Origin of the sequence: Paraflavitalea sp. CAU 1676 (assembly GCF_029223285.1) — a bacterium.
In the GTDB taxonomy this organism is placed as follows: Bacteria; Bacteroidota; Bacteroidia; order Chitinophagales; family Chitinophagaceae; genus Paraflavitalea.
In genome coordinates, this window is sequence record NZ_JARHUJ010000001.1 from 913,904 (window position 1) to 937,420 (window position 23,517).

The window sequence follows — 23,517 nt, forward strand, 5'->3', positions numbered from 1 at the left end:
TAAAAACGCTGGGACTTCGAATTAACTGGCGTGCGCTACATACGCTGGGGCCAGTTTGGAATTATTATTAATCACCTGATCAACCGCTTTTATAAGGTCAACAGGATTAAAAGGCTTAGTAAAATATTGTGCCACGCCAAATTCCTGGCATTTGGCTTCTACCTGAGCTTTTTCGATCGAAGAAATAACCATTACCGGGATATCACGATAAATACCGCTGGTAGTTAATTGTTCGATCAGCTCCCAGTCCTGCATATCGGGAAGCTGTGCATCCGTAATGATCAGGTCGGGTAGATTTCGTTTCGATAAGTAATACATTGCTGAGCAACCATCCGGAGCAGTTACCACCGTGTAATCTTTGCCGAGTACCGTTTGCAACAAAAACCGTATAGCCTTACTGTCATCAATTGCGAGTATTTGCTTTTTCATGCAGGGAATAAGTTAAGCTTTAGAAAAACCGCAATTTTTCAACAGGCATGCTTTTGGACTAACATGGCTCACAGAGGTATTGAACAATTCAATAATAGATTTGGCAAGCAGTGCGCAAATAACCGCGACGTGCTTTTACAGGATGGTATGTGGATTATCTGATGGTGAAATCAGGTTACAGGGGAATTTCAAGGATTCGTGGGATCGAGAATAAGCTGCTATCTTTTCATCTTGGCAAAGTCGCCGTTTCCAAAAGGATAGTTGAACTAAGAGGGAGTGGTTTACTATTCGCCGGTAAAAGTAGCAAACAAAATTAATAAACCAAATTTCTCCGCTTATTATCTTATTATTATATGGCAAAAATCACTATTTGCCATTGAATTCCAAATACCACTAAAGGGGTATTTATGTAAAAAGCGTAATACTACGCGACCTTTTGGCGGGCCGCTTTTTCCCACAAAACGGTTTGTTTGTTGCGTAAGAACCGGCTGAAACCTATGAATACAGAGAGGTTCATAAAAAGGAAATAGAAGGGAATATATACTGCTTTCAAACGAATGTTCCTGCTCGCATAGATCCAACCGGTAATCCCCAGCAAATAGAACAGTCCCTGTAAAACGAGTACGATCTGGTAAAACAATCCGCCGCCAGCCAATACGATCGCCGCGTTTGCAAAAAGCAGCAACAGCAGGGCTACCGGGCAAACTGTCCAGCGAAGAATGCGATGGGATATGAATTGAAAAGAGGCGACGGGGTACCTGAATACGTTAAATAAAGCCTTCAAAAGGATCATGGCCTGGAATGCGCCCGCACAAATCCGCACCTTCCTTTTCATTTCATCTTTGATGCTGGCCGATGGAGCTTCTGCTGCATAGGCATTGGGCTCGTACCGTACCACATAACCATTGATCACGAGCTTTAAAGACTGAACAAAGTCTTCGATAATGGTACCCTCAGGCGCTTTTTCGAACAGTTCCTTCCGCACAGAAAACAGCTCGCCTGCTGCACCTACTGTAGTATATAATGAAGAGTCAAGTCTTTTCAGGTATGATTCGTATTTCCAGTAAAGGCCTTCGCCGGCAGCTGCAGCCGCATCTTTTCCCCGCTGTAAGATCTTCTTTTCGCCCGCCACACCGCCAACCCTGGGGTTTTCGTAATGCTTAACGATCTCTTTGATGCAGGCTGTATTGAGCAGGGTATTGGCATCACAAAAGATGACCAGGGGGGCTTTCACGTGCTGGATAGCCCTGTTCATGGCGGCTACCTTGCCGCGACGCTCGGCCTGGTGTAACAACAAAATGCCGGGGTGCCGGCCAATGATCGCAGGTGTATTGTCACTCGATCCGTCGGTTATGAAAACCAGTTCCAGCTTGTCTTTCGGGTAATCAAGCGCCAGGGTATTGCAGATCTTTTCTTCAATAAAATCTTCTTCATTATAAGCCGCTATCACCAGGGCCACGGCAGGCCATCCGCCTTCGGGACCATCGGGTGCCACTTGTTTCCGGGATGGAGCCAATATTGATTTGATCTTTACAAGGATCCAAACCAGGATGCCATACCCTACATAACTATAGAATATAAGGAAGAGGCTAATCCAGAAAATGATGATGAATGTTGTTATCACGCGTTAGCAGATCATAGCGATCAGGCCGCAATATTATTTCGTTTTTTTCAAAACATCCCTATTTCGCGGCAACTTAATCCTTGATGGTCCGGTAAACTTGTTATGCAGTCGTTAAGAGGCCGGTGCTGGAAGTTCAATACATGAGGCATTAATCTATTTGTTAGCAGGTAGTTGCCAGTGTTGTATTACGCTGATGAGTATGGACTGATAAATATCAAAAATACCCGGAAGTGGTTATTGTCGCTAAGTTATTGTTTAAATAATTTCGCTTTTTAGAAAAGATTACTACTTTTGCTTACCTCCAATAAGCCTCACGTCAAATATCCATTGGGAAGGCCTTCGCTTAGTGTTTACCTCATTATTCTTAGACAAAACCAGCCTATTACTCAGCTCCAATATGCCTCCTTTACTGTAACAAAAAAGGGACATATCCTCATTTAAAGCCGTTGCTCAGCTTTTTCTTACAAAACTGAAATAACGTTTTTAACCATAGCGTAATATGAAGCGATTACTACTTCTTACCACAACATGTGTGTTGTTTTGTGTTGCCATGCAAGCACAAAACGTCTTTAACCCTGCCGACCCGATCGTGCGCTACAACTCTGCTGCAGCGTTGGGCACCTCCACCAATCCCAATCCCGCTATTCAGGGATTGCAAAAGTGGGTGAGTGTGGCCTCCAACGGTATCAGTACGGGTAGCGGCAACTGGGATGCGTCTTCTTACAAGGCGTATTTCATCAACCTCAACGGTGCACAATTGTGCTTTCGTTTGAAATTCCCCAAAAGCTACACCAATGCCGACAGCATCAACAAGAAGTATCCGATGATGTTGTTCCTGCATGGTGCCGGCGAGCCTGGATGTCCTTCCAACGGAGGCATCTATAATAATGAGCGCCAGCTTACGCACGGCGGTAAATTGTTCCGCGACAGAGTAGACAATGGCTCTTTCGACGGATTTCTGATCTACCCACAGGCTCTCACCAACAGCACCTGTTCCAGTAACTGGGGTGTTGGTACCAATTCTTATAACATGTTCCTGGCTATCGTTGACTCTCTGGTGAAACATACCAGAGGCGACGTTGACAGGTTGTTTGTGGATGGCTTGTCAAACGGTGGCGCAGCTGCCTGGTACCTGACAGCTGCTTATCCTACCCGAGTCGCTGCTGCTGCTCCTTCAGCTGCCGCTACCGGCGAATCCAATTTTAACGACTTCGTTCATATTCCCATTTGGTTTGCTTCGGGTGGTAAAGACTCCAACCCAACCCAGGGTTTTTCAGAAGGCGTATACAATGCTTTAAAAACAAGAGGTTCAAACGTCAGGTTTACGCTGTATCCCGACCTCGGCCACAGCGTATGGACTAACCATTGGAATGAGCCTGGTTTTGTTGACTTCATGAATGCAGGTCACAAAGCCAATCCGCTCATATTCTTTCAAAGAGATCAATACTGTCCCGATTCTCCGATCAATGTGAAATTGGGTATCTCCAAAGGATTTGTCGCTTATGAGTGGCAAAAAGATGGCGTTACCATCGCTTCAAGAAGCGGCGGTGTCAATACCATTATAGATAACAGTGCTATCATTAGCTATGGTGCAGACGGTAATGAATTAACCGTAAAAGCTTTTGGTACTTATCGCGTGCGTTTCAAGAGAACAGCGTCCGGAGCATGGTCTTCCTGGTCGCCAAAGCCAGCTGTGATCAGCTCCAAGCCTGTTACGCAAACTCCCATGCCAACCATCAATGGTTTGAAGAGTAATGTGCTGCCTGCACCTGATGGCAGTGCTACAGTATCGTTGAAATTGCCTGATGGTTATGTTTCCTACCAATGGTTCCAAGGTGCTACTGTAGTTGGCAACCAGCAAACATTCAATGCACAGCCTGGTAATTATACGGCTAAGGTGGTAGAGCAATTTGGTTGCGGTGCCCAGCCTTCCGGTGTTTACACTGTAATCAGCGCGAATGGTAGCCCCAAGCCTGAATCGGCTAAGAACCTTTCAGCGACCACTTTGTCGCTGACAAGCATTCAACTTGACTGGAGCGATAATCCGAACGCGCCTGTGAATGAAACCGGCTTTGAGATCTACCGCGCTACTACGGCAGGTGGACCTTATCAGTTGGTAACCATTGCGCCAGCCAATACAACTTCTTATGCCAATACTGGCCTGTCTTCAAATACGCAATATTATTATATAGTACGCGCCATCGGTACTACAGGAGCTGCTGCGGTTAGCAATGAAGCGGATGCGAAGACCGGTGTTGACAATATGCCTCCCACCGCTCCTTCGAACCTGACGCTGGTAGGTGCTTTCACCAACTATGTTAATATTACATGGACAGGTTCTACAGATGAAGTAGGTGTTGAGAAATATGATGTATATGTTAATGGTAACAAGATGTACACGACAACAGAAACGTCGCTGATCATCTCTAACCTCGACAGCAACCAGGTTTACTCGATCGTGGTAAAAGCACGCGACCTTGCCGGTAACGTGTCTTCACCCAGTAACCAGGTTACAGCTACGACTGCTTTAACTTATAATGGATTAACCTACAAATATTACGAAGGACCAACCTGGAGCAACCTGCCCAATTTCGACGCCCTGTTCCCGGCAAAAACCGGATCTGTGTCGAATGCAGTGGTAACGCCCAGACTCCGTACCGATAACTTTGGCTTCCTGTGGGAAGGTTATATCAACGTTCCTACTACTGCCAGCTATACATTTGAAGTTTGTTCCGACGACGGAAGCCGTTTGTATGTAGATCAAACTTATGGCTTCTCAAAAACGCCATTGATTAATAATGATGGCTCCCATGGCAATACCTGCAAAACAGGCACCATTACCCTCACTGCAGGATTGCATCCGATTGCCCTCGCTTACTTCGATGGTACCGGAAGTGATGCCATTTCCTGGAGCTGGCAAAACAATGCCGGTTTGGCCAAGCAAGCTATCCCGAGCTCGGTACTCTTTGCTACTGGCCAGGTAGCAGCTACGATGACGGTGCCAACGCGACTGGTGGCTACGGCAATTGGTCATACCAAAATCAACCTCACCTGGGCTGATAACAGCAACAATGAAACTGGCTTCGAGATACTTCGCTCTACCAGTGCGAATGGAACATTCAGCCAGGTAGCAACGGTAGCCGGTACCTCTTATACCGATTCAAACCTGCTGGCCAATACCAAGTATTTCTACAAGGTGCGTGCTATCGGTTTGAACAATGAGTCGGACTACAACGGTACTTATACCGAAGCCAACTGGAAAGTGAACAACAGCACTGCTGATAACAATGGTAACACAGCCCGTGCCCTGACATTGACTGGTGCTACTTATACCAATGCTGGCGTGAAGGAAGGCACTCATGCGCTGAACCTGAACGGTACCAACCAGTATGCTACGATCAACAATAGCAGTTCGGGTCAGTTCCCAAGCGATGGTGCTTACACCAAACGTACTGTAGCCCTGTGGGTTAAGCCTACAGTGATCTCTAATAATAAAGTGATCTTCGACTTCGGCAGCAACGCCAATGGTCTCGCGCTTCGCTTTACCGGCGGTGTATTACAAGCTGGTATCGCCAGCGCCAGCACGCGCCAAACGGCTACTGCTTCAGCAACCGACTTCAATGCAAATTGGGTGAACGGTGCCTGGAATCATGTTGCTGTAGTATATAATGTAGGCTCTCTGAAAGTTTACCTGAACGGTGTTGAAGTAGCGGCTAACAATGCATTGGGCTTCACCAGTGTGGCTGCCTCTACCAACAACAACTCACGTTTGGGCTATTCTGGTAACAATAATGCCGACAATGCCTTTAATCAGTCAAATACACCTAATGATTACTTCGGTGGTCAGATGGATGATATCTATGTGATCAATGGTGCATTGGCAATTGATGAGATTGCTTCACTCGTGAATCTCTCTTACCTGCCTGCCAGCGATACTACGTTTGTAACGCCTTCTGCGCCGGCTGCTCCGGGTTCACTGACAGCCAATGCAGTGTCAGGCTCTACCGTAAACCTCGCCTGGTCTGATAATTCAAACGACGAAACAGGATTCGAGATATATCGTTCGGCTTCGAACAATACCAACTATCGCCTGATATCAACCGTACCTGCCGGTACAGCTGCCTTCTCCGATACCACCCTGTTTGCAAATGCTACTTACTTCTATAAGGTAAGAGCAACTGGTCTTGCTGCTCCTTCGGGATACGGCAATGAAGTTTCGGTTGTAACACCGAACACCATTCCTGCTTTTGCCAATATCGGTGACTTTACCATCAGGTACAACACGGCGCACACCCTCACAGTGGTGGCCAACGATCCCGATGGTGATGCGCTGTCATTCACTACCGAGAACCTGCCATACTTTGCAGTAGCACAGAACGCTACCGCCAACAGCATCGATATCGTATCAACACCTTCTGTGGTTGATCAGGGATCATATGCGATCACCGTGTATGTAACAGATGTATATGGCGGAAAAGACACCATTATATATAATATGATGGTGAATGACAACAACCTGCCGGTCATCAGCCCCATTGCCAACGTGACTGTATCTGAAGGCGAAACCCGTAAGGTGGCGCTGGTAGCTACTGATGTCGACGGAAATCAAACACTGGTGTGGACGGTTGTTGACAAGCCTTCTTTTGCTACGCTCGTAGACAGCGGCAATGGTCGTGCGTCTGTAACATTTACCCCCAACCTGTTTGCTGCCGGTACATACAGCATGACTGTGAAAGCAGATGACGGTTATGACGGCTGGATTACCAAGACCTTCTCTATAACAGTGGGTGAAAAGGATCCTAATGAGACCTTCCAGATTAATATGAAGTATAATAACGCCGGAGGTGCAGGATGGAATGATGTGGAAACTGGTGGCGGCGGTCTCTTCAACCTGGCCAACCTGAAGAATACCAAGGGTGCTACCAGCACCGTGGGTGTTAACCTGATCAGCGGTATCTACGGCGCTGCCGATGCCGGTGTGCAAGGTGGTGGAGTATACCCCAACTCTGTCATGAAAGACGGAATCTTCTGGGGTTATAGCTGGCAGGGTGGAACACCTGTTGATACGCTCCGCATGCGCGTATATGGATTAGAGCCCGGCAGAAGCTATAACTTCACTTTCATGGGTAGCAACAACTGTACATTCTGTGGTACAGAGGCCAATTCGTTCACTACCTATAAGATCGGCGCTCAAACAGCTGTAGTGCCTTTCTATATGAACGCTAATAAGACTGATACGATCTACCAGGTTCAGCCTAATGCCAGCGGTGAGGTGATCATCACGATGATCGGCGACCCTAATGGCAACGTAGGTGGTACACTCAATTCCTTCGTGATCGACGCACTGTACGACGACAGCACTACGCCTGTTAAACCTACCAACCTGGTAGCGGTAGCAGAGCCTACCGGTGTGAAACTCACTTGGAGCGATAAAGCATACAATGAGGCTTCTTACCTGGTATACCGTGCAACGGTGAAGGCTGGTCCTTACACCCTGGTGAACACACTCGGTGGTGGTGCAATTACCTACACCGATCAGGATGTTGCTCCATTTACTCAATATTTCTATTACGTTGCAGGTGTGAACGGTTATGGCACAGGTGCATCGAGCGATACTGCAACTGCAACTACTGCCAACAACAAACCTGTAATAGCAGGAGTTACTCCTTCACTGGTACTGAAAACCGACGGTAATAACCAGGACGACTTTACAGTAACTGATGATGCTGGCGATAACTTAACGGTGACGATCGTGAACAAGCCTACCTACGTTACCCTTCAATCACTGGGTGGTAGCAACTACAGGCTGATCGCGGCGCCAACTGCCAGCGACCTGGGTAAAGTTACCTTCACGGTGAAAGTAACAGACGACCACGGTGGTGAAGCTACCAGCGATGTAACCATTGCGGTAAGCGATAAGAACACCCGTTCGGTGTATGTTAACTTCGCAACCTGGGGTGATGAAGCTCCGGCTCCATGGAACAACATAGTAGGTTATATCGGAGCGGGTTATACCCTGCCCAACCTGGTTGACGAGAACAACACCTCTACTCCGTTCAACATCCAGATGGTGAATGGCTGGACCGGCATCTCTTACCTGGGTCATAATACCGGCAACAATACCGGTGTATATCCCGACGTAGTACTGAAGAGCGGTCTGTGGGATAATACCAGAACTACCAGAACTATCCGTTTCAACAACCTGGATAACAGCAAGCGCTACAACGTGGTGATCGTTGGTTCACAAAACGAAGGTCTCGACGCATCTGCCCGCTACTCTTCCGGTAGCACCAGCGATACACTCAATTCCAGCTACAATACCAACCTCACCGGTAACCTGAACAACCTGACACCGGTTGGTGGTGTGATCACGGTGAACCTCGATCAGTTTGCGAGCGCTACCTTTATGTTCATCACAGCTATTCAACTGGAAGAGTTCGCACCTGGTATCAACCTTAACCCGGTTAACCTGTATGTAGAACCCAAAGACAGAAACGCTGCGATCCTCAGCTGGTCTGACAGAAGTGCGAATGAAGATGCAGCTGGTGGCTTCCAACTGGAGCGCGCTACTGATGAGGCTTTTGCTACTGCAGTTGCCGTAAACCTGCCAGGTAATACAACCACTTACACCAGCACTGGCCTTGCACCCAATACCAAATACTGGTACCGTGTTCGCGCTAAAGTTGGTGGTGTGTATACCGATTGGAGCAATGTTGGTAAAACCATCACGCCGCAGGCAATCACTTATGTGAACTTCAACTTCGCTACCGAGTTCAACGCACCGTCGCCCTGGTACAACCTGGCTGCGCTGCCCAACCAGAACTTCACGTTCTCTAACCTGCCAAACCAGTCAAACCAACCGACCAGTTTGTCACTCAGCATCGAGAAGACGATGAACGGCGACAACAACTTCGGTGTGATCACCGGCAATAACTCGGGTGTTGCGCCTGATGTGGTACTGCAATCCAACTACTGGATCGACAATACCCAGCAATCTCAAGTGAAGCTTTCCGGCCTCAACCAGGCAAGACGTTACCGTATCGGCTTCCTCGGAAGTATGAGCACCAACGGTTGGTTCGCAGGTAACTACACTTGTACTTATACCATCAATGGCAGAACAGTGTACCTGAACTCCTGGATGAACTCTACCAAGATCGTTTACATCGGTAATGTACAGGCTGATGCAAATGGTGAGGTGTTGCTGAACTTCTCAACTACACAGGAAGCGGCTTACGGTTTCAATGGTGGTATCATCATCGAAGCTTACGACGACCAGCCTGTTGGTGGAACAGTATTGAACGGTGCTGAAGTGATCAATGGCACATCGGTTGCCACTGTAGTGGAAGATGAAGCAGCCCGCACGGTTGCCGCTACCAACAACAGGGAGATCACCGGAGGCAGAATGTATCCCAATCCGTTCGTTGACCAGATCAACCTGGACTTCAACAATACAGCTGCCGACAACCATGTATCAGTAGATGTATATGACCTGAGCGGTAAACTGATGTTCAGGCAGGCATTTGGTAAACTGGCAGCCGGTTACAATACGCTCCGCGTAAACACTGGTTCCGGTAAGCTCAATACCGGTATCTACATGATCACTTTAAATGTGAACGGTAAACCGGTACAGGTAAGTAAAATGGTAAAGGCTAACAAATAGCCCGATCATAAAGAATACGGTCCGTTTAGCCTCGGTAAACGGACCGCTTTTCCCGACAGGGAGTTTAGCTTAAAAAAAGGATTAACTATACCAAAAACCGGGAAACCATTATGGTCTCCCGGTTTTTTTTGCTACTTTTTCACCTCGAAACACACAAAAAAGAAACCTTATGGATTTGTTGTATCTATTGTACTCGCTGCTTCGCAAAAAATGGATCATTGTCGGTTGTACGGTATTGGGAGTAGTAGCGGGCTTTATATTTACACTTTTCCTCCCTAAAACCTACGGTTCGGTGGCTCAGTACTCCACTGGTTTTACGATGGAGCAAAAGGTAAGTATCAAGGAAGAAGCTGGTATCAACTTCTACGAGATCGAGACCCGTTTTAATAACGTAATTGAAACTTTCAAATCGCCCAAGGTAATGGGCATGCTCTCCTATAAAGTCCTTTTGCATGACTTGGAAGACCTCAAGCCTTTCCGCACGCTGACCGAGGAGCAAAAGAACAGCAATACCTATAAAGTTGTCGACAAGGGGCAAGCGGAACAGATACTGCGCCGTAAGGTTGCCAACATGGAACTGTTGAACCCTTTCGATCCGGAAGAAAAAAAGGTTTTCGACCTGATGTATCTCTACGGTTATGCGCCCGAATACCTCCAGGGCAAACTGATGATCTCTCGCGCCGACCGTACCGATTACTTAAACATACTTTGCCGTTCGGAAAATCCCGAAATGTCGGCTTTCATTGCCAATACCATTGGCCAGCAATTCATCCGTTTTTTCAACAGTATTTACGGATTGCGCAACCAGGAGTCGGCTGCCAAACTGGACAGCCTGGCGGCCTCCAAGAAAAGAGCTGTAGACAGCCTTACCGAAGGATTAAAAGCGTTTCGCGTAAAGATCGGTACACCCGATGTAGGTGCGCGGGCATCGGCCGCTATGTCGGTAGTTCAAAGCGTAACCAGCAACTACCAGCAGGAGTTGGCCAAGCTCAATAACATGCGCGGTGAAATCAGATCGGTAGATGAGCAACTAGCGCTGCTCTCGACCCAAAACTCCGGCAATACATTTGTCAATAACAACGCAGCTATACTTGCACTCGAAAAAGAAAACCAGGGCCTCGAGATCCAAAAGAATGGCAAAGCAGATGACGATATCAGGAGATTACAGGAACAGATCGATGGCAATGTGCGCAAGATTGCCCAGCTAAAGAGCACCGGTAGTTCCAACATAGACAGGCAGCAACAGAAGAACAGGGCGCAAACCCGGCAGGAAGAACTGATAGCGCGTAAAACCGAATTGCAGCAACAAATCATAGCGTCTGAAGGGAACGTGGCAATGTATGGCCGTCAGAAAGACGATTATGAAGTAATTACAAAGACCGGTGGAGGCGACCAGGTAATTCTGGACGCCCTGGAACGCGATCTGCGCATCGCCTCGCAGGAATATGAGCAATTGAAACGTAGTCTTCAATCTTCGCTCGACCTCGATATCAACCCACAGAACAACTTTAAGCCGATACTCGTAGCGCAACCGCCTTTTGCTCCCGAACCTTCCAAGCGTTCACTGGTATTGGGTCTGTGTGGTATGTTAATGTTGTTTCTTTCCTCTTTCATCATCATTGCTCTCGAGTTCTTCGATTCATCGTATAAAACACCTACCATATTTCAACGAAACACGAAGCTGAAGACACTTTCAGTGTTGAACAAGTTGAACCTGAAAAAGAAGCCGCTGAATGACTATTTCAAGGATCAGGACGGCGACAACAACCGGGAAGGTGAAGGCGCTCTTTTTGTGGAGAACCTCCGTAAACTTCGTTTCGAGCTGGCCACCAGTGGCAAGAAGATCTTCCTCGTTACCAGTACCAAACCGCAGGAAGGAAAGACTGTAGTGATTGAAGCTTTGGCCAATAGCCTTAGCCAGACCAAGAAGAAAGTACTGCTCATCGATGCGAACTTCTCGAACAATACCTTAACACGTAAGTTTGAGGCAAAGCCAAGTCTGGAGCAGTTTAGCTTTTCGGGTAATGGCAATGTAATGGACAAATTCTGGGGTTCTACCAGCATGACCGCCATTCCCAATACCGACCTGATAGGCTGTGCCGAAGGCAATCATACCCCCTCCGAAATATTGCCCAAGAACAACCTGTTCGAAAACCTGCCGAGGATCGCAGAAAGTTACGACTTCGTGTTTATCGAGGGTGCATCACTCAACAAACATGCAGACAGCAAGGAGCTTACTACCTGGGTAGATGGCATTATCGCCGTTTTTTCGGCGAAGTCATCCCTCGGCCAGGTCGACAAAGAATCCATCCAATACCTGAACAGTACCGGCGATAAGTTCGTCGGCGTGGTGTTGAATAATGTGGAAGTGAATAATATGGATCTTTAGGATATTAAACCTTATACCGTGTCATGTTCAACTATTTGTTTAACGCTCAAAAAATATTAAACAGGAGCCGTTATCCCTGGATAGATTATGCCAGGGGTATTACAATACTGCTGGTAGTTTACCGGCATGTATTTGAAGGACTGGCGAATGTGGGAGAGGGATCCGGAAGTTTTGGTGCGCTGAAGTATTTTAATATCTTTTTCTTCAGCTTCCGTATGCCTTTATTCTTTATCGTATCGGGCATTTTTGTGGGGGCCAGCATGGGCCGAAAAGGGATAGGCACCTATCTTAAAGACAGGTTTCAATCCATCTTTTATCCTTTGATGGTGTGGGGAAGCATCCAGGTTACATTGCAATTATTGTTTGCCGGCTATGCCAATGCAGAGCGCACCCCTTTCGATTATGTGAACCTGATCATCGACCCCCGTAAGATCGAGCAGTTCTGGTACCTGAACGCATTGTTTTGTGTGAGTGCATTATATGCCGTTGTGCATTGGTATGGAAAAGCAAAAGCCTGGCAGCAGGTCATCATTGGCGTGATTTTGTTTGCCGTTGCGAGCTACTGCCTCGTGAACCGCATACATCTCGGGCTATTGAACGATGTGTTGTTCTTTTACCTGTTCTTTGCGATCGGGCATTTGTTTTCGGACCTGGTACTCAATACCCGGTATCATCCGGTGCTGATGTCCTGGAAAACGACCCTGATGACACTACCGGTCTTTGTACTGGTTCAACACTATTTCACCTACCTGAATTTGGCACACCAGGATGACTACTATGTTCAGTTTCAGCAACCTGCCCTCTTCGCCGCTACGGCACTGCTGGGTGGGGCTTTTGTGATCCAGGTGTCATTCCTGTTGCAAAAATTGAATGTTTTAAGGTTTCTTCGCGTGATAGGCTATCACTCATTATATATTTATGTAATGCACCTGATGATCACAGCCTCCTTGCGCAACGTGCTGGTGAAAATACTTGGCATAGAGAATATCCCGGTGTTAATGGTCGTTAGTGTGACAATTGGGATTATTTTGCCGATCATATTATATAATATCGCAGAACGTTGGGGGGCCTGGTGGCTGTTCACTTTGAAAAAGCCGAAGGAAGAGCCGGCAGCCGGTAAAGGCAGCCAGGTTCAAAGCCCACAAAAGATCGCGGTTGGTAATTGATTACCCTTTAATCATCAAAAATGGAAAACGAACAGGATCAATACAAGGCTTTCGAGATCATCAGCACGCTGTTTGCGGCTGCATTTTGCCTGGCGATGTTCGTCAAATTCCTGTTCTTTTAGATCATAATGGCAAAAGGCTTACTAAATAAAGCGGGTTCAAACGTGTTATACTGGCTCAAGTATCATTTTCTGGAGAAGAAGATGACGACGGGCCTGGGTATTTCTGTACTTGGGTTGATAGCCATCAGTATGTCGTACCTGACAGTGATGGTAAATCCTTCGGCCAGTATCGGGATCGTGGCCGGCATGGCAGGTATCCTGATATTTATCTTGTGCATGTTGTATCCCAAGGTGGGCTACTACGCCACCTATATCATCTGCCTGGGCTTGCTTTTACCCTCGCGGTTGTTCAACATCCAGGCAATGATCCCTACGGGGCTTATTCCCGAATACCTCTCTTACCTTACCCTGCTGGGCGTTATCACCCGCCAGGAATATAGTAAAGAGGTCGATCGCAGGTTCTGGAACTCAGCCCTCACCATCTGGATCGGCGTATTGATGTTCTATTATTTACTGCAGATCGTGAATCCGTCGGGGGCCAGCAAACTAGGCTGGTTCAACTTTATACGGAAGCAGTTCAGCTTTGCCGCGTTCTTTTACATGAGCTATTGCTTCTTCAACTCGAAGAAGTCTGTCCAGTTCTTCATGAAGTTCTGGATCATATTGAGCACTTTTGAAGCCATCTATGCCTGTAAACAGCAATGGTTTGGGTTTTCGACCTGGGAGTATATCTGGCTCACGGCCGACCCGGTGCGTTTGGAGCTTTTCGTGAATGGTGGATTTGTGCGGCGGTTCGGCCTTTTATCCGATCCGGCGGCGGCAGGTATCCTGTATGCATCCTCGACAGTGTTTGTATTGGTGCTGGCTTTGCAGGAAAAAAACACCCGCTTAAGGTTTTTGTACTATGTGCTCTCCATCATCCATTTCCTGGCTTCCAGTTATACCGGTACCCGTACAGCGACGCTGATGATCGTGGCGGCCATCGTATTCTATTGTGTACTCACCCTATACCAGCGAAGGACCCTTATTTTTTCGGGTGTATTTGCCGGATTGCTGGTCGGCCTGTTGGTAGTGCCGATCTATGATAACATGATCATCAATAGGTTGCGATCCACTTTCGAAGGGTCTAAGGACCCTTCGGCCCTGGTGCGTGACGTAAACCGCAAAATTGCCCAGCCTTATGTATGGAGCCACCCCATGGGCGGCGGCCTCAATACGGCCGGTTTGATCGGGGCCATGTACAGCCCCGGACATTTTCTATCCTTTATTCCCCCGGATAGTGCCTATATGCAAACGATGATGGAGCAGGGGCCCGTCGGACTGGCATTAATGCTGATATTTTATTATGTGATACTGCGTACGGGGATCAAGTATTTTTACCGGGTTCGGGATCCGGACCTCAAAACCATCTATGCAGCCAACCTGGTATCGGTATTCAGTCTTATGATCGCGCAGTTTTCCCAGTTGGCTATCGGGCAATATCCCAATGTATTGTATTTTTATTCCGCGCTGGCCATATTCCTGAAATTACACTTATTTGACTCGTCAAAAACTGAAGAAAACAACTAAATGAACCTTGCAACCATGAATAGAATCTTTGCCGGCATTAGTGTGCTGATGCTGACTGCTTTAACCTCTCAAGGGCAACAACCAACGGGGCGAAACGTATCGACTTACCATGCCAACCTGGATACCAGCCAGATTACCGACATCCGCGAAAAGCTGGTTCAGCTGGCTTTACAGAATCCTAATTTTGAGATTGCTGACCGGCAGGTCAATGTCGCCAAATACCAGCTTCACAAAGCAAAAGGCAGCTGGTTGAATACTTTCTCGGCCACTGGCAACGTAAACGAGTACACCATCAACCCTAAGAGTGCTCCTTCCAACCAGGCAACGTTATACCCCAAATACAACTTCAGCATGAACCTTCCGTTCGACTTCTTTACCTCGAAGGCCAATGAAGTGAAGATAGCCCGTGAGAACCTGTATATTGCTCATGCCGAAAAGAATGAGAAATACCGTACTGTACGTAAAACAGTGTTGTCGGCTTATGAGGATTACCTCATGCACAAGGAAAAGTATGACCTCATCATTCGTATGGCACAGTCGGAGTATACCGAATACAAACTGGCTGAAAAGGACTTTGCCGATGGCCTGATCACTCCGGAAGTATTTAAGAAAGCAGAAACTGCTTACTATGAACAGCAATTGAAGAAGGCCGATCAACAGCGAAACTTCAGTGTAGCCAAACTGGAGCTCGAAGCCATTATCGGGGTGAGTATCGACGACGTGTTAGGGAAGAAATAAGCAACCGGGCATCGAAACATTGCAGGCCATCGACTCCATCCAAGATAAAAGCTAATTAAACCGTATTAATGAATCGGCGTTTACGTATTCCGGAGCAATTATTGGTATATACCGGATCCTTGATATTTTTCATTTGCACCCTGGCGGCCAATTTTTCCGGACCGCATGATTCTATCGGTTATCTCAACGGAATCGTTAAAGGAGATCCCCTTTTTCATCCTCATCATTTACTATATCATTTTGTAACGCATTATTGGTATGTGGTAGCACATGCCATTTTACCCGGGATCAGGGACTATTACCTCACGGAACTCTTTACCGCGCTCTGGGGTAGTGGAACCATCACGGTGGTGTATTGTTTTTTCCGGCGCCGTTTCAATATGCCGGTTTTGGAATCGCTGATCGGTATTACAGTAGTGGCTTTTTCATTCGGCCCCTGGTTTTACAGCACCAATATCGAAGTATATGCGCCGCCCATCTTCTTTCTGTTGCTGGCATTGTATATTGCTGCCAAAAGCCAGCTTCAAAAAAAGGATTTCCTGTATATGGCTTTGCTGCAGATACTGGCCATCCTGTTTCACCAGGTGCACGTATTGTTCACTCCGGTAATCCTGTATAAGCTATGGGAACAACGGAAAAGCGTTCCGATGGTGCCAGCCTTTATACAATATGCGTTGACAGGGCTGGTTTTGGTGGGCGGAGCCTATTTTATCGTGGGTTGGGTGATCCTCGACCAAAACGATACGGCCAAATGGATGAACTGGCTGGAGGGATATGCGCAACAGGAGGCACATTGGAAGCCGTTGAACAGCAAGACTCCTTTTCTGGTTGCAACTGGTTATTCACACGCATTTATCGGTGGGCATTTCGTATTCCGCCTTCCGCCGGTAGAACGATACCTCAGCACACATCTCTCAAACCATTCGCTGGGCGATGAAATGTACCTCGTGCGCAATATGCCGCAATCGGTAGCGATCCTGCTGGCGGCGTTGAGCTTGCTGCTGGGAGCGCTCATGATCTGGCTGGTGATCAGATTTGCACGTCGATATAAAACGATCCACGCCACCATGGGCCATGTGGTAACTCCCCTGATGATGGCAGGTATCATATATTCCGTCTTTTTCACCTTCTGGATGCCCGAGATCCTCGAGTTCTGGATATTCCAGGTAGTACTGGTTTGGCTGCTGTTGATCGGTACATTGCGGTATGGAGGGCAAGGCGTCCCCGCGTTTGCCGGATGGGGCGCCGTTAAGCCAGCGGCCATCGTTGCATCGATGGGAATTATGTTGTTCATCATCAACTTCTTTGGCAGCATTCATTGGTTAATGGAACTGGAGAACGATCAATATTATACAAAGATCAGGACAGTGAAAGAGGAGGTGCGCGATAAAGACATGATCCTGCTACAGGACGGCTGGCAGTTGCGCGACTTCTTTAAATACTTCATTAATAAAACAGCACACGAAGCCCCGGCAGCCGATTCATTACGCCAAATTACCGACAAGGCTGTTTCTGCTACCCTTCAACAGGGAGGGCGCATTTATATCTTTACCGAAGCCAGCCATTATCAGCCCCATGGCACCGTGTACATCGATTCGCTGTTGAAGGCATTTGAGCCGAGAACGAAGGTGTATCCCGAAGGTACCGCCCGTATTGTCGTGATCGAGTAAACGAACAGGAACATTGGCGGCCCGATACTGTTTAAGGAATTTTATTCATTGATTGGTGGCCTTCAACAGATGTTTGAAAATGCGGAAGATTGCTTATCTTAAGTATAGGCTTTACTGCTATTCGTTTTCCGTGTCGCTACCAATATCTTTCTGCCAAACCGGGCTTTATCCTACGTATTTTATTGCTTCGTTTATTGCATCCGGCTATGCCGCAAATGCAGGCAATACTGTTTTTATACATAGTATAAATCCCTTCACCATGGCCAAAACTTTAGACAAAAATCTGATCCCCGCTTTTCATAAAAATGATCTGCAAGCCGTTCGCATCATTTTTCGGGAATACTACGCTTCCATGGTTCAATACGGTAACCAGCTCATCAACGACCGGCAGGAAACCAACGAACTGGTCGTCAATACTTTTATCAAGTTGATCGCTATGCGTCGCAATTTCAGGTCCCTGGCCGATATCAAGGCATTTTTGCTGGTTACCGTTCGCAATGCCTGCTATGATTACCTGTCCGGGGTTGAAATGGGAACGATTTACAAAAGAGATATGTTCAGGCTTGCAGACCTGCTGCCGGCCAATCCCCAGAGTATGCCGGTAATATTTACGAGTGAAATGCTGCTTAACCTATATGAAGGCATCAACAAGCTAACCGGTCAGTGTGCCGATGTATTCAAGTTCTATTTCTATAACAGAATGACAACGGCGGATATTGCATTGCAATTAGACATGCCGGTCAATAAAGTAAGGTCGCAAAAAACAAAGGCCATCAGGATTATCCGGAGTTGCCTGGTACCAAACCTTACTATAACGCCTTCCCTTAATTGACGGTGATCAAATAATCTGCAGTCTTCGATTTTTAGTTGTTTGCAGGTCAGCACGCTGGATGTCGCCTGCCAGGACAGCGTGTGTTATTTGCATTTTCGTGCCTATATTTGAAGTAGCCGCCGCATTTCATCCATTCTTTTACCGCTACGCCATACTTTATTGAAAGCTGCAGACTACCATTTGCATAGTTTTCATCGATTAACCATAAACCTTATGAGCCAGGATATAAAAGATAAGCGGGATAACCGTCCGGCCTGCAACCGGTTCACTTTGCACGAACTGGATGAAGATGATTTCCCGTACCTGCTGCTATGGATGAACAGGGAGTCGTATAAAAGTCTGGGATTGTTAACCCGTCTGGCACAGGACAGCCGGGGTGTACGGTTCATAACCGGCGTCAATGTTGAAAAAGCAAGGGTGAGCCTTTTAACCGTGCACGAGGCTGGTTTCAATGCATCAAAAACTCCCCATGTACTGGCGAAAGGAGAGTGCTGCATCACGCAATTACAGAAAAGCAGGTTGGTAAAGGAAATGGGAGATCTCGAAGAATTGATGCATTGCTATATCCATCATCTGATCCATCTGCACAGGCCTCAAAAACTTTATTGGGAGATCCACAGCGTCGATGCGCAACTCCTGAAGCTGGCTTCCATTACTGGTTTCAATCCTTGTGGAACTACCCGCCAGGGGCCTATACCTTACATGAATATTTTGGAGCCGGCAACAGGCATTGATCCTGTCAACCTCCAAACTTGCTGGGAATCAGTATTATACTGCTGCCAATATTCTTTAGTTCACAAAATCACCCAATTATCCCCTGTCTGGCCAATATTTTCTCTTCCCTGTTTTTCCATCTCCCGCAATTATCCGACTTTTGAGGCCCTTTTCAACATAAATACATGGAAACAGTGGCTATACAGGGAAAGTTGACAGCAACAATTATCGAGCAGTTCCGGCAGATAACCGGAGCAGAATATGTCCTCCTGGATGAAGAGTCCCTAAACAATTACGGGCATGACGAAACCGAGCATCTTTTATTTCCTCCCGAGGTGGTGCTCAGGCCGCGTACAACTGACGAGATCAGTGCTATCATGAAGATCTGTAATCAGCATAAAATTCCTGTTACCCCCCGTGGTGCAGGAACCGGGTTGAGTGGTGGCGCACTTCCTCATCTGGGCGGTGTGTTGATCTCTACCGATCGCATGAACTCTATCCTCACTATCGACGAGCGCAATTTGCAGGTGATCACCGAACCGGGTGTTATTACCGAAGTCCTGCAGAATGCAGTGAAGGAAAAGGGACTTTTCTATCCGCCTGATCCCAGCAGCCGTGGATCCTGCTTTATTGGTGGCAATATTGCCGAGAACAGTGGTGGTCCAAAGGCCGTTAAATATGGCGTGGTGAAAGATTATGTGCTCAATCTCGAGCTGGTTTTACCTTCCGGCGAAGTGATCTGGACGGGCGCCAACGTACTCAAGAACTCTACCGGCTACAACCTTACCCAACTGGTGGTAGGCAGTGAGGGTACCCTTGGTATCGTTACTAAAATTGTGTTGAAACTGATTCCGCTTCCCAAATACGACCTGCTGATGCTGGTGCCTTTTCAGTCGCTGGAAAAGGCGGGGGAAGCCGTTAGTGCAATATTCCGTGCAGGATTTGTACCCAGTGCGCTGGAACTGATCGAGATCGATGCGCTCCGTATCGTGAGTGCGTTTGTCGACAGCTCGGCAGTACCCGTTACAGAAGGCACGGCAGCACACCTGATCATCGAGGTAGATGGTAATCACCTGGATACCCTGATGACGGAAATGGAAACCATTGGCGAGTTGCTCACGAACTACGAAGCTGGTGAACCATTCTTTGCCGACGACGCCCAACAGAAAGCCGAATTGTGGAAGCTGCGCCGCCGGGCGGCCGAAGCCGTAAAGATCGATGGCTATACCATCGAAGAAGATACGGTAGTGCCGCGCGCCGAATTGCCTGCCCTGATCAGAGGGGTGAAACAACTCGGCCAGCAATACAATTTTAAGGCCGTATGTTATGGTCACGCCGGAGATGGTAACCTGCATATCCGCATCAAAAAAGAAGGCATTGCCAATAGCAATGACGATCCTGAAGTGATACAGGGTATCCGCGCTTTGTTTACGCTGGTGCACAGTTTAGGTGGCACCATCAGCGGCGAGCACGGAATCGGGTTGCTCCAGAAGAACTATATCGACATTGTTTTCAACGAGACCCAGCTGCAACTGATGCGGGGTATTAAGAAATCGTTCGATCCCAATAATATCCTGAACGCCGGAAAGATCTTCGATCTGTAAGGTGAGCAGAGTACGGTCGGCGCAAAGCGCGACATTGCGTAGCCAAATCGGCCTAAAAAAAGCCTAAATATCTACAGTTTACCCTGTATAAGTAATAGCCCCTGTATATTTGCAGGGGCCTTTTTATTTACCAAATTCAACTCAAATGAACAGGAAATATCTTTTGGTCGCAGTTTTATTCCTTGCCACCCTAAGCCTTACCGCAACGGCACAATACGAGGAAAGCGAAACGAAGGGTTTCGACAGAAGTAAGCTGTTCGCTGGTGGTACATTGGGACTTGCCTTTGGCAGCAACAGCACGCTTGTCAATGTGTCGCCGCAAATGGGTTACCGCTTCAATAAGTATCTGGCGGCAGGTGCAGGGATCAATTTTATTTATTCCAGTTATCGGTATAGATACTATGTTCCGGAGTATAAAGAGGATTATGGGGTAGCGGGCCTCAATGTATTTGGGCGTGTTTATCCAATCGACTATCTGTTCTTGCAAATTCAGCCTGAGGCCAATTACAATTGGGGTAAGTTCAAGTTCTATGATGGGAGTCCCGATCAAAAACTGGAAAGTAAAGTCGTGCCCTCTCTGCTGGGTGGGGTAGGAGCGGCCATTCCTGCCGGCAGCGGGGCTTTCCTCATCATGGTCCAGTATGATCTGTTACAGAACGAGCGCTCACCCTATGGTAACAGGGCCTTTTACAACTTCGGATACAACTTCGGATTTTAGCGCAATTGTGGAAACTTAATCATAAGCATGAAGCCTGGCGAAAAACGTCAGGCTTCGTGCTTATACAACGGTCGGATAAACGTATCAGCTGATCTTGTTGAATACTTCTACCGGATTATCGCAGATGATGATCCTTTCGCTGATGTTCTCATATAGGAACCCTTCTTTTTCCATTTGCTTGAGGTGAAGTATGAGGTGATTATAGAAACCTCCTGAATTGAGCACGTATATTTTTTTGTCGTGGATCTTCAGTTGATTCCAGGTTACCATTTCAAACAATTCATCCAGCGTCCCAAAACCACCTGGCAAAACGATCGCTGCATCGCACATTTCGTACATGATCTTTTTGCGGGTGTGCATGTCAGATACCACCGCCAGTTCCGTGAGTCCTTCATGTTGTTGTTCCCATTCGATAAGTAGTTTGGGTATCACGCCCATTACTTTCCCGCCTTGTGCCAGTACTGCATCTGCAATGGTGCCCATCAATCCTTTATTGCCACCACCATACACCAGCTTAATTTTCAGCATGGCGAGTAGTTTGCCAAGTTCTGCCGCATGTTGATTGAATATCGGGTTCTTGCCTGTCTTTGATCCGCAGAAAACCGCTGCCGCTTCAATGCTCATAATAGTTTATTGATATTTTAATGGGAAGCGCCATGATCACTGTAAAGGGTTCCCTTCAGCTGAAACCGGCATGGGTGGGGCACTTCAAAGTAGCTAAGATAAGCGGAATGGTTACAATTGATAACAATTTTATTATCTTCAAACCCTTTTCTAATGTATGTTTGTTCACTAATAAATATCTATGTCTCCTACTTTGTTGTTCTCTTTCGTTATTGGATATTTCCTGCTATTGCTGGTGGTGGCTTATTTCACTTCCCGCAATTCCAATAACGATTCGTTCTTCATCGGTAACCGCAATTCGAACTGGATGCTGGTAGCATTTGGTATGATCGGTACTTCGCTTAGCGGTGTCACATTTGTCAGTGTGCCAGGTGCCGTGGGCCGGGAGTCGTTCGCTTATTTTCAAATCACCTTGGGTTACCTGATCGGTTATCTGGTGATCGCTTATGTGTTGCTGCCCTTATACTACCGGTTGAACCTTACATCGATCTATAATTACCTCAGCACCAGGCTGGGCTTTACTGCCTATAAAACCGGCGCCAGCTTTTTCATTCTGTCACGGACGCTTGGTGCCACCGCCCGTTTATACCTGGTGGTGAAGATCCTGCAGGATGCTATCCTGAGCAGCTTTGGTGTTCCATTCTGGCTTACGACCCTCATAATTCTCATCATGATCCTGCTGTATACGTATGAAGGTGGTGTAAAAACGATCGTATACACCGATACGCTCCAAACGACCTGCATGCTGGCAGGCCTGGTGATCTGTGTTGTTTACATTCTCAAGAGCATGGATATTACATTGGCGCAAAGCCTTCAGGCCATGGGCGAAAAAGGTTACTCAAAGATATTTTTTACCGACCCCGGTAGTAAGTATTTCTTCCTGAAACAAATTGCTGCGGGTGCGTTTATCACCATTACGATGACGGGTATGGACCAGGAGATGATGCAAAAGAACATCTCGGTGAAGACCCTGAAGGATGCCCAAAAGAATGTCGTGACCCTTTCGCTCATTATGCTGGGAGTGATCCTGCTGTTCCTGGTATTGGGTGGTTTGCTTTACCTCTTTGCCGAAAAGCAGGGTGTTACTGTAACCGGTGATGGGTTGTTCCCGGCCATTGCGTTGCAGCACATGCCGCCTGTAATTTCAGCCATCTTCATCATTGCCCTGATATCAGCGTTGTTTCCCAGTGCCGATGGTGCTATTACGGCACTCACCTCTTCATTTTGTATCGACATCCTCGGTATTCAACGGAACACGACGATGAGTGATGCGGAAAAGAAGAAGACCCGCCAGCGTGTGCACCTCTCCTTTGCCATCATTTTCCTCCTCCTGGTAATGGTATTCAAATGGGTTAACAATTCCAGTATGATCGGCGTGATCCTGAAAGTAGCTGCCTATACCTATGGACCACTGCTGGGTTTGTTCAGTTTTGGTATCCTTACGAAAAGGTTGGTGGAAGACAGGCTGGTGCCGGTAGTTTGTGTTATTGCTCCTGTAGTCTGCTTTATCCTCGACAAATTCCAGAAGGAAATATTCGGCTCATTCGAAATAGGTCTCGAGCTGCTTATTATTAACGGTCTGCTAACATTTACCGGGCTCATGCTGATATCAAAAAAACAACAGACCATATAAACTAAAACACCTATCCATACGTTAATAATAATGGATCACACAAGGTGATCTCTTCGATGCCATCCTCTCCGGATGGCATCATAGT

Annotated in this window: 14 protein-coding genes; 11 read left to right on the plus strand and 3 right to left on the minus strand. The window is 47.2% G+C overall.

Features of this window, described 5'->3' with window-relative positions; translation table 11 throughout:
- Positions 1-21 precede the first annotated feature (21 nt).
- Together P2H89_RS03690 and P2H89_RS03695 are read right to left on the minus strand one after the other, a co-directional pair.
- Positions 22-429: a response regulator gene (locus P2H89_RS03690; protein WP_275825152.1), complete on the minus strand. Its 408-nt coding sequence runs from the start codon at positions 427-429 to the stop codon at positions 22-24.
- A gap of 424 nt (positions 430-853) precedes the next feature.
- Entirely contained in the window at positions 854-2,053 is a 1,200-nt protein-coding gene (locus tag P2H89_RS03695) for a glycosyltransferase family 2 protein (protein ID WP_275825153.1), read from the minus strand.
- Positions 2,054-2,552: 499 nt separating this feature from the next.
- On the opposite strand from P2H89_RS03695, the gene P2H89_RS03700 reads away from it, so the two are divergent.
- The 10 genes from P2H89_RS03700 (at position 2,553) to P2H89_RS03745 (ending at position 21,175) form a co-directional block, all read left to right on the plus strand.
- A complete protein-coding gene (locus P2H89_RS03700; RefSeq protein ID WP_275825154.1) occupies positions 2,553-9,713 on the plus strand; it encodes a fibronectin type III domain-containing protein in 7,161 nt (2,386 codons plus the stop codon).
- A gap of 169 nt (positions 9,714-9,882) precedes the next feature.
- Positions 9,883-12,102: a Wzz/FepE/Etk N-terminal domain-containing protein gene (locus P2H89_RS03705; RefSeq protein ID WP_275825155.1), complete on the plus strand. Its 2,220-nt coding sequence runs from the start codon at positions 9,883-9,885 to the stop codon at positions 12,100-12,102.
- Between the two features lie 23 nt (positions 12,103-12,125).
- Entirely contained in the window at positions 12,126-13,268 is a 1,143-nt protein-coding gene (locus P2H89_RS03710; RefSeq protein ID WP_275825157.1) for an acyltransferase, read from the plus strand.
- A 164-nt stretch (positions 13,269-13,432) separates the two neighbouring features.
- Positions 13,433-14,899, plus strand: coding sequence for an O-antigen ligase family protein (locus P2H89_RS03715; protein ID WP_275825158.1), 1,467 nt, complete (start codon positions 13,433-13,435; stop codon positions 14,897-14,899).
- A gap of 15 nt (positions 14,900-14,914) precedes the next feature.
- A complete protein-coding gene (locus P2H89_RS03720; protein ID WP_275825159.1) occupies positions 14,915-15,637 on the plus strand; it encodes a TolC family protein in 723 nt (240 codons plus the stop codon).
- A 68-nt stretch (positions 15,638-15,705) separates the two neighbouring features.
- Positions 15,706-17,307: a hypothetical protein gene (locus P2H89_RS03725; RefSeq protein WP_275825160.1), complete on the plus strand. Its 1,602-nt coding sequence runs from the start codon at positions 15,706-15,708 to the stop codon at positions 17,305-17,307.
- A 259-nt stretch (positions 17,308-17,566) separates the two neighbouring features.
- Complete coding sequence (locus P2H89_RS03730; RefSeq protein ID WP_275825161.1) at positions 17,567-18,139, plus strand: sigma-70 family RNA polymerase sigma factor; 573 nt, start codon at positions 17,567-17,569, stop codon at positions 18,137-18,139.
- 270 nt (positions 18,140-18,409) lie between these two features.
- Entirely contained in the window at positions 18,410-19,069 is a 660-nt protein-coding gene (locus P2H89_RS03735; protein ID WP_275825162.1) for a hypothetical protein, read from the plus strand.
- Positions 19,039-20,457: an FAD-linked oxidase C-terminal domain-containing protein gene (locus tag P2H89_RS03740; RefSeq protein ID WP_275825163.1), complete on the plus strand. Its 1,419-nt coding sequence runs from the start codon at positions 19,039-19,041 to the stop codon at positions 20,455-20,457. The genes P2H89_RS03735 and P2H89_RS03740 overlap by 31 nt, the downstream gene beginning before the upstream one ends.
- 145 nt (positions 20,458-20,602) lie before the next feature.
- The gene (locus P2H89_RS03745) at positions 20,603-21,175 is read left to right on the plus strand and encodes a hypothetical protein (protein WP_275825164.1); all 573 of its coding nucleotides are present in this window, start codon (positions 20,603-20,605) and stop codon (positions 21,173-21,175) included.
- 84 nt (positions 21,176-21,259) lie between these two features.
- Here P2H89_RS03745 and P2H89_RS03750 read toward each other — a convergent pair whose 3' ends face one another.
- Positions 21,260-21,799 carry a TIGR00730 family Rossman fold protein gene (locus P2H89_RS03750; RefSeq protein WP_275825165.1) on the minus strand — a complete coding sequence of 180 codons (540 nt, stop codon included), beginning with the start codon at positions 21,797-21,799 and terminating at the stop codon, positions 21,260-21,262.
- A gap of 181 nt (positions 21,800-21,980) precedes the next feature.
- Here P2H89_RS03750 and P2H89_RS03755 point away from each other — a divergent pair, with 181 nt between their 5' ends.
- Positions 21,981-23,432, plus strand: coding sequence for a sodium:solute symporter (locus P2H89_RS03755; protein ID WP_275825166.1), 1,452 nt, complete (start codon positions 21,981-21,983; stop codon positions 23,430-23,432).
- Positions 23,433-23,517: the final 85 nt, after the last annotated feature.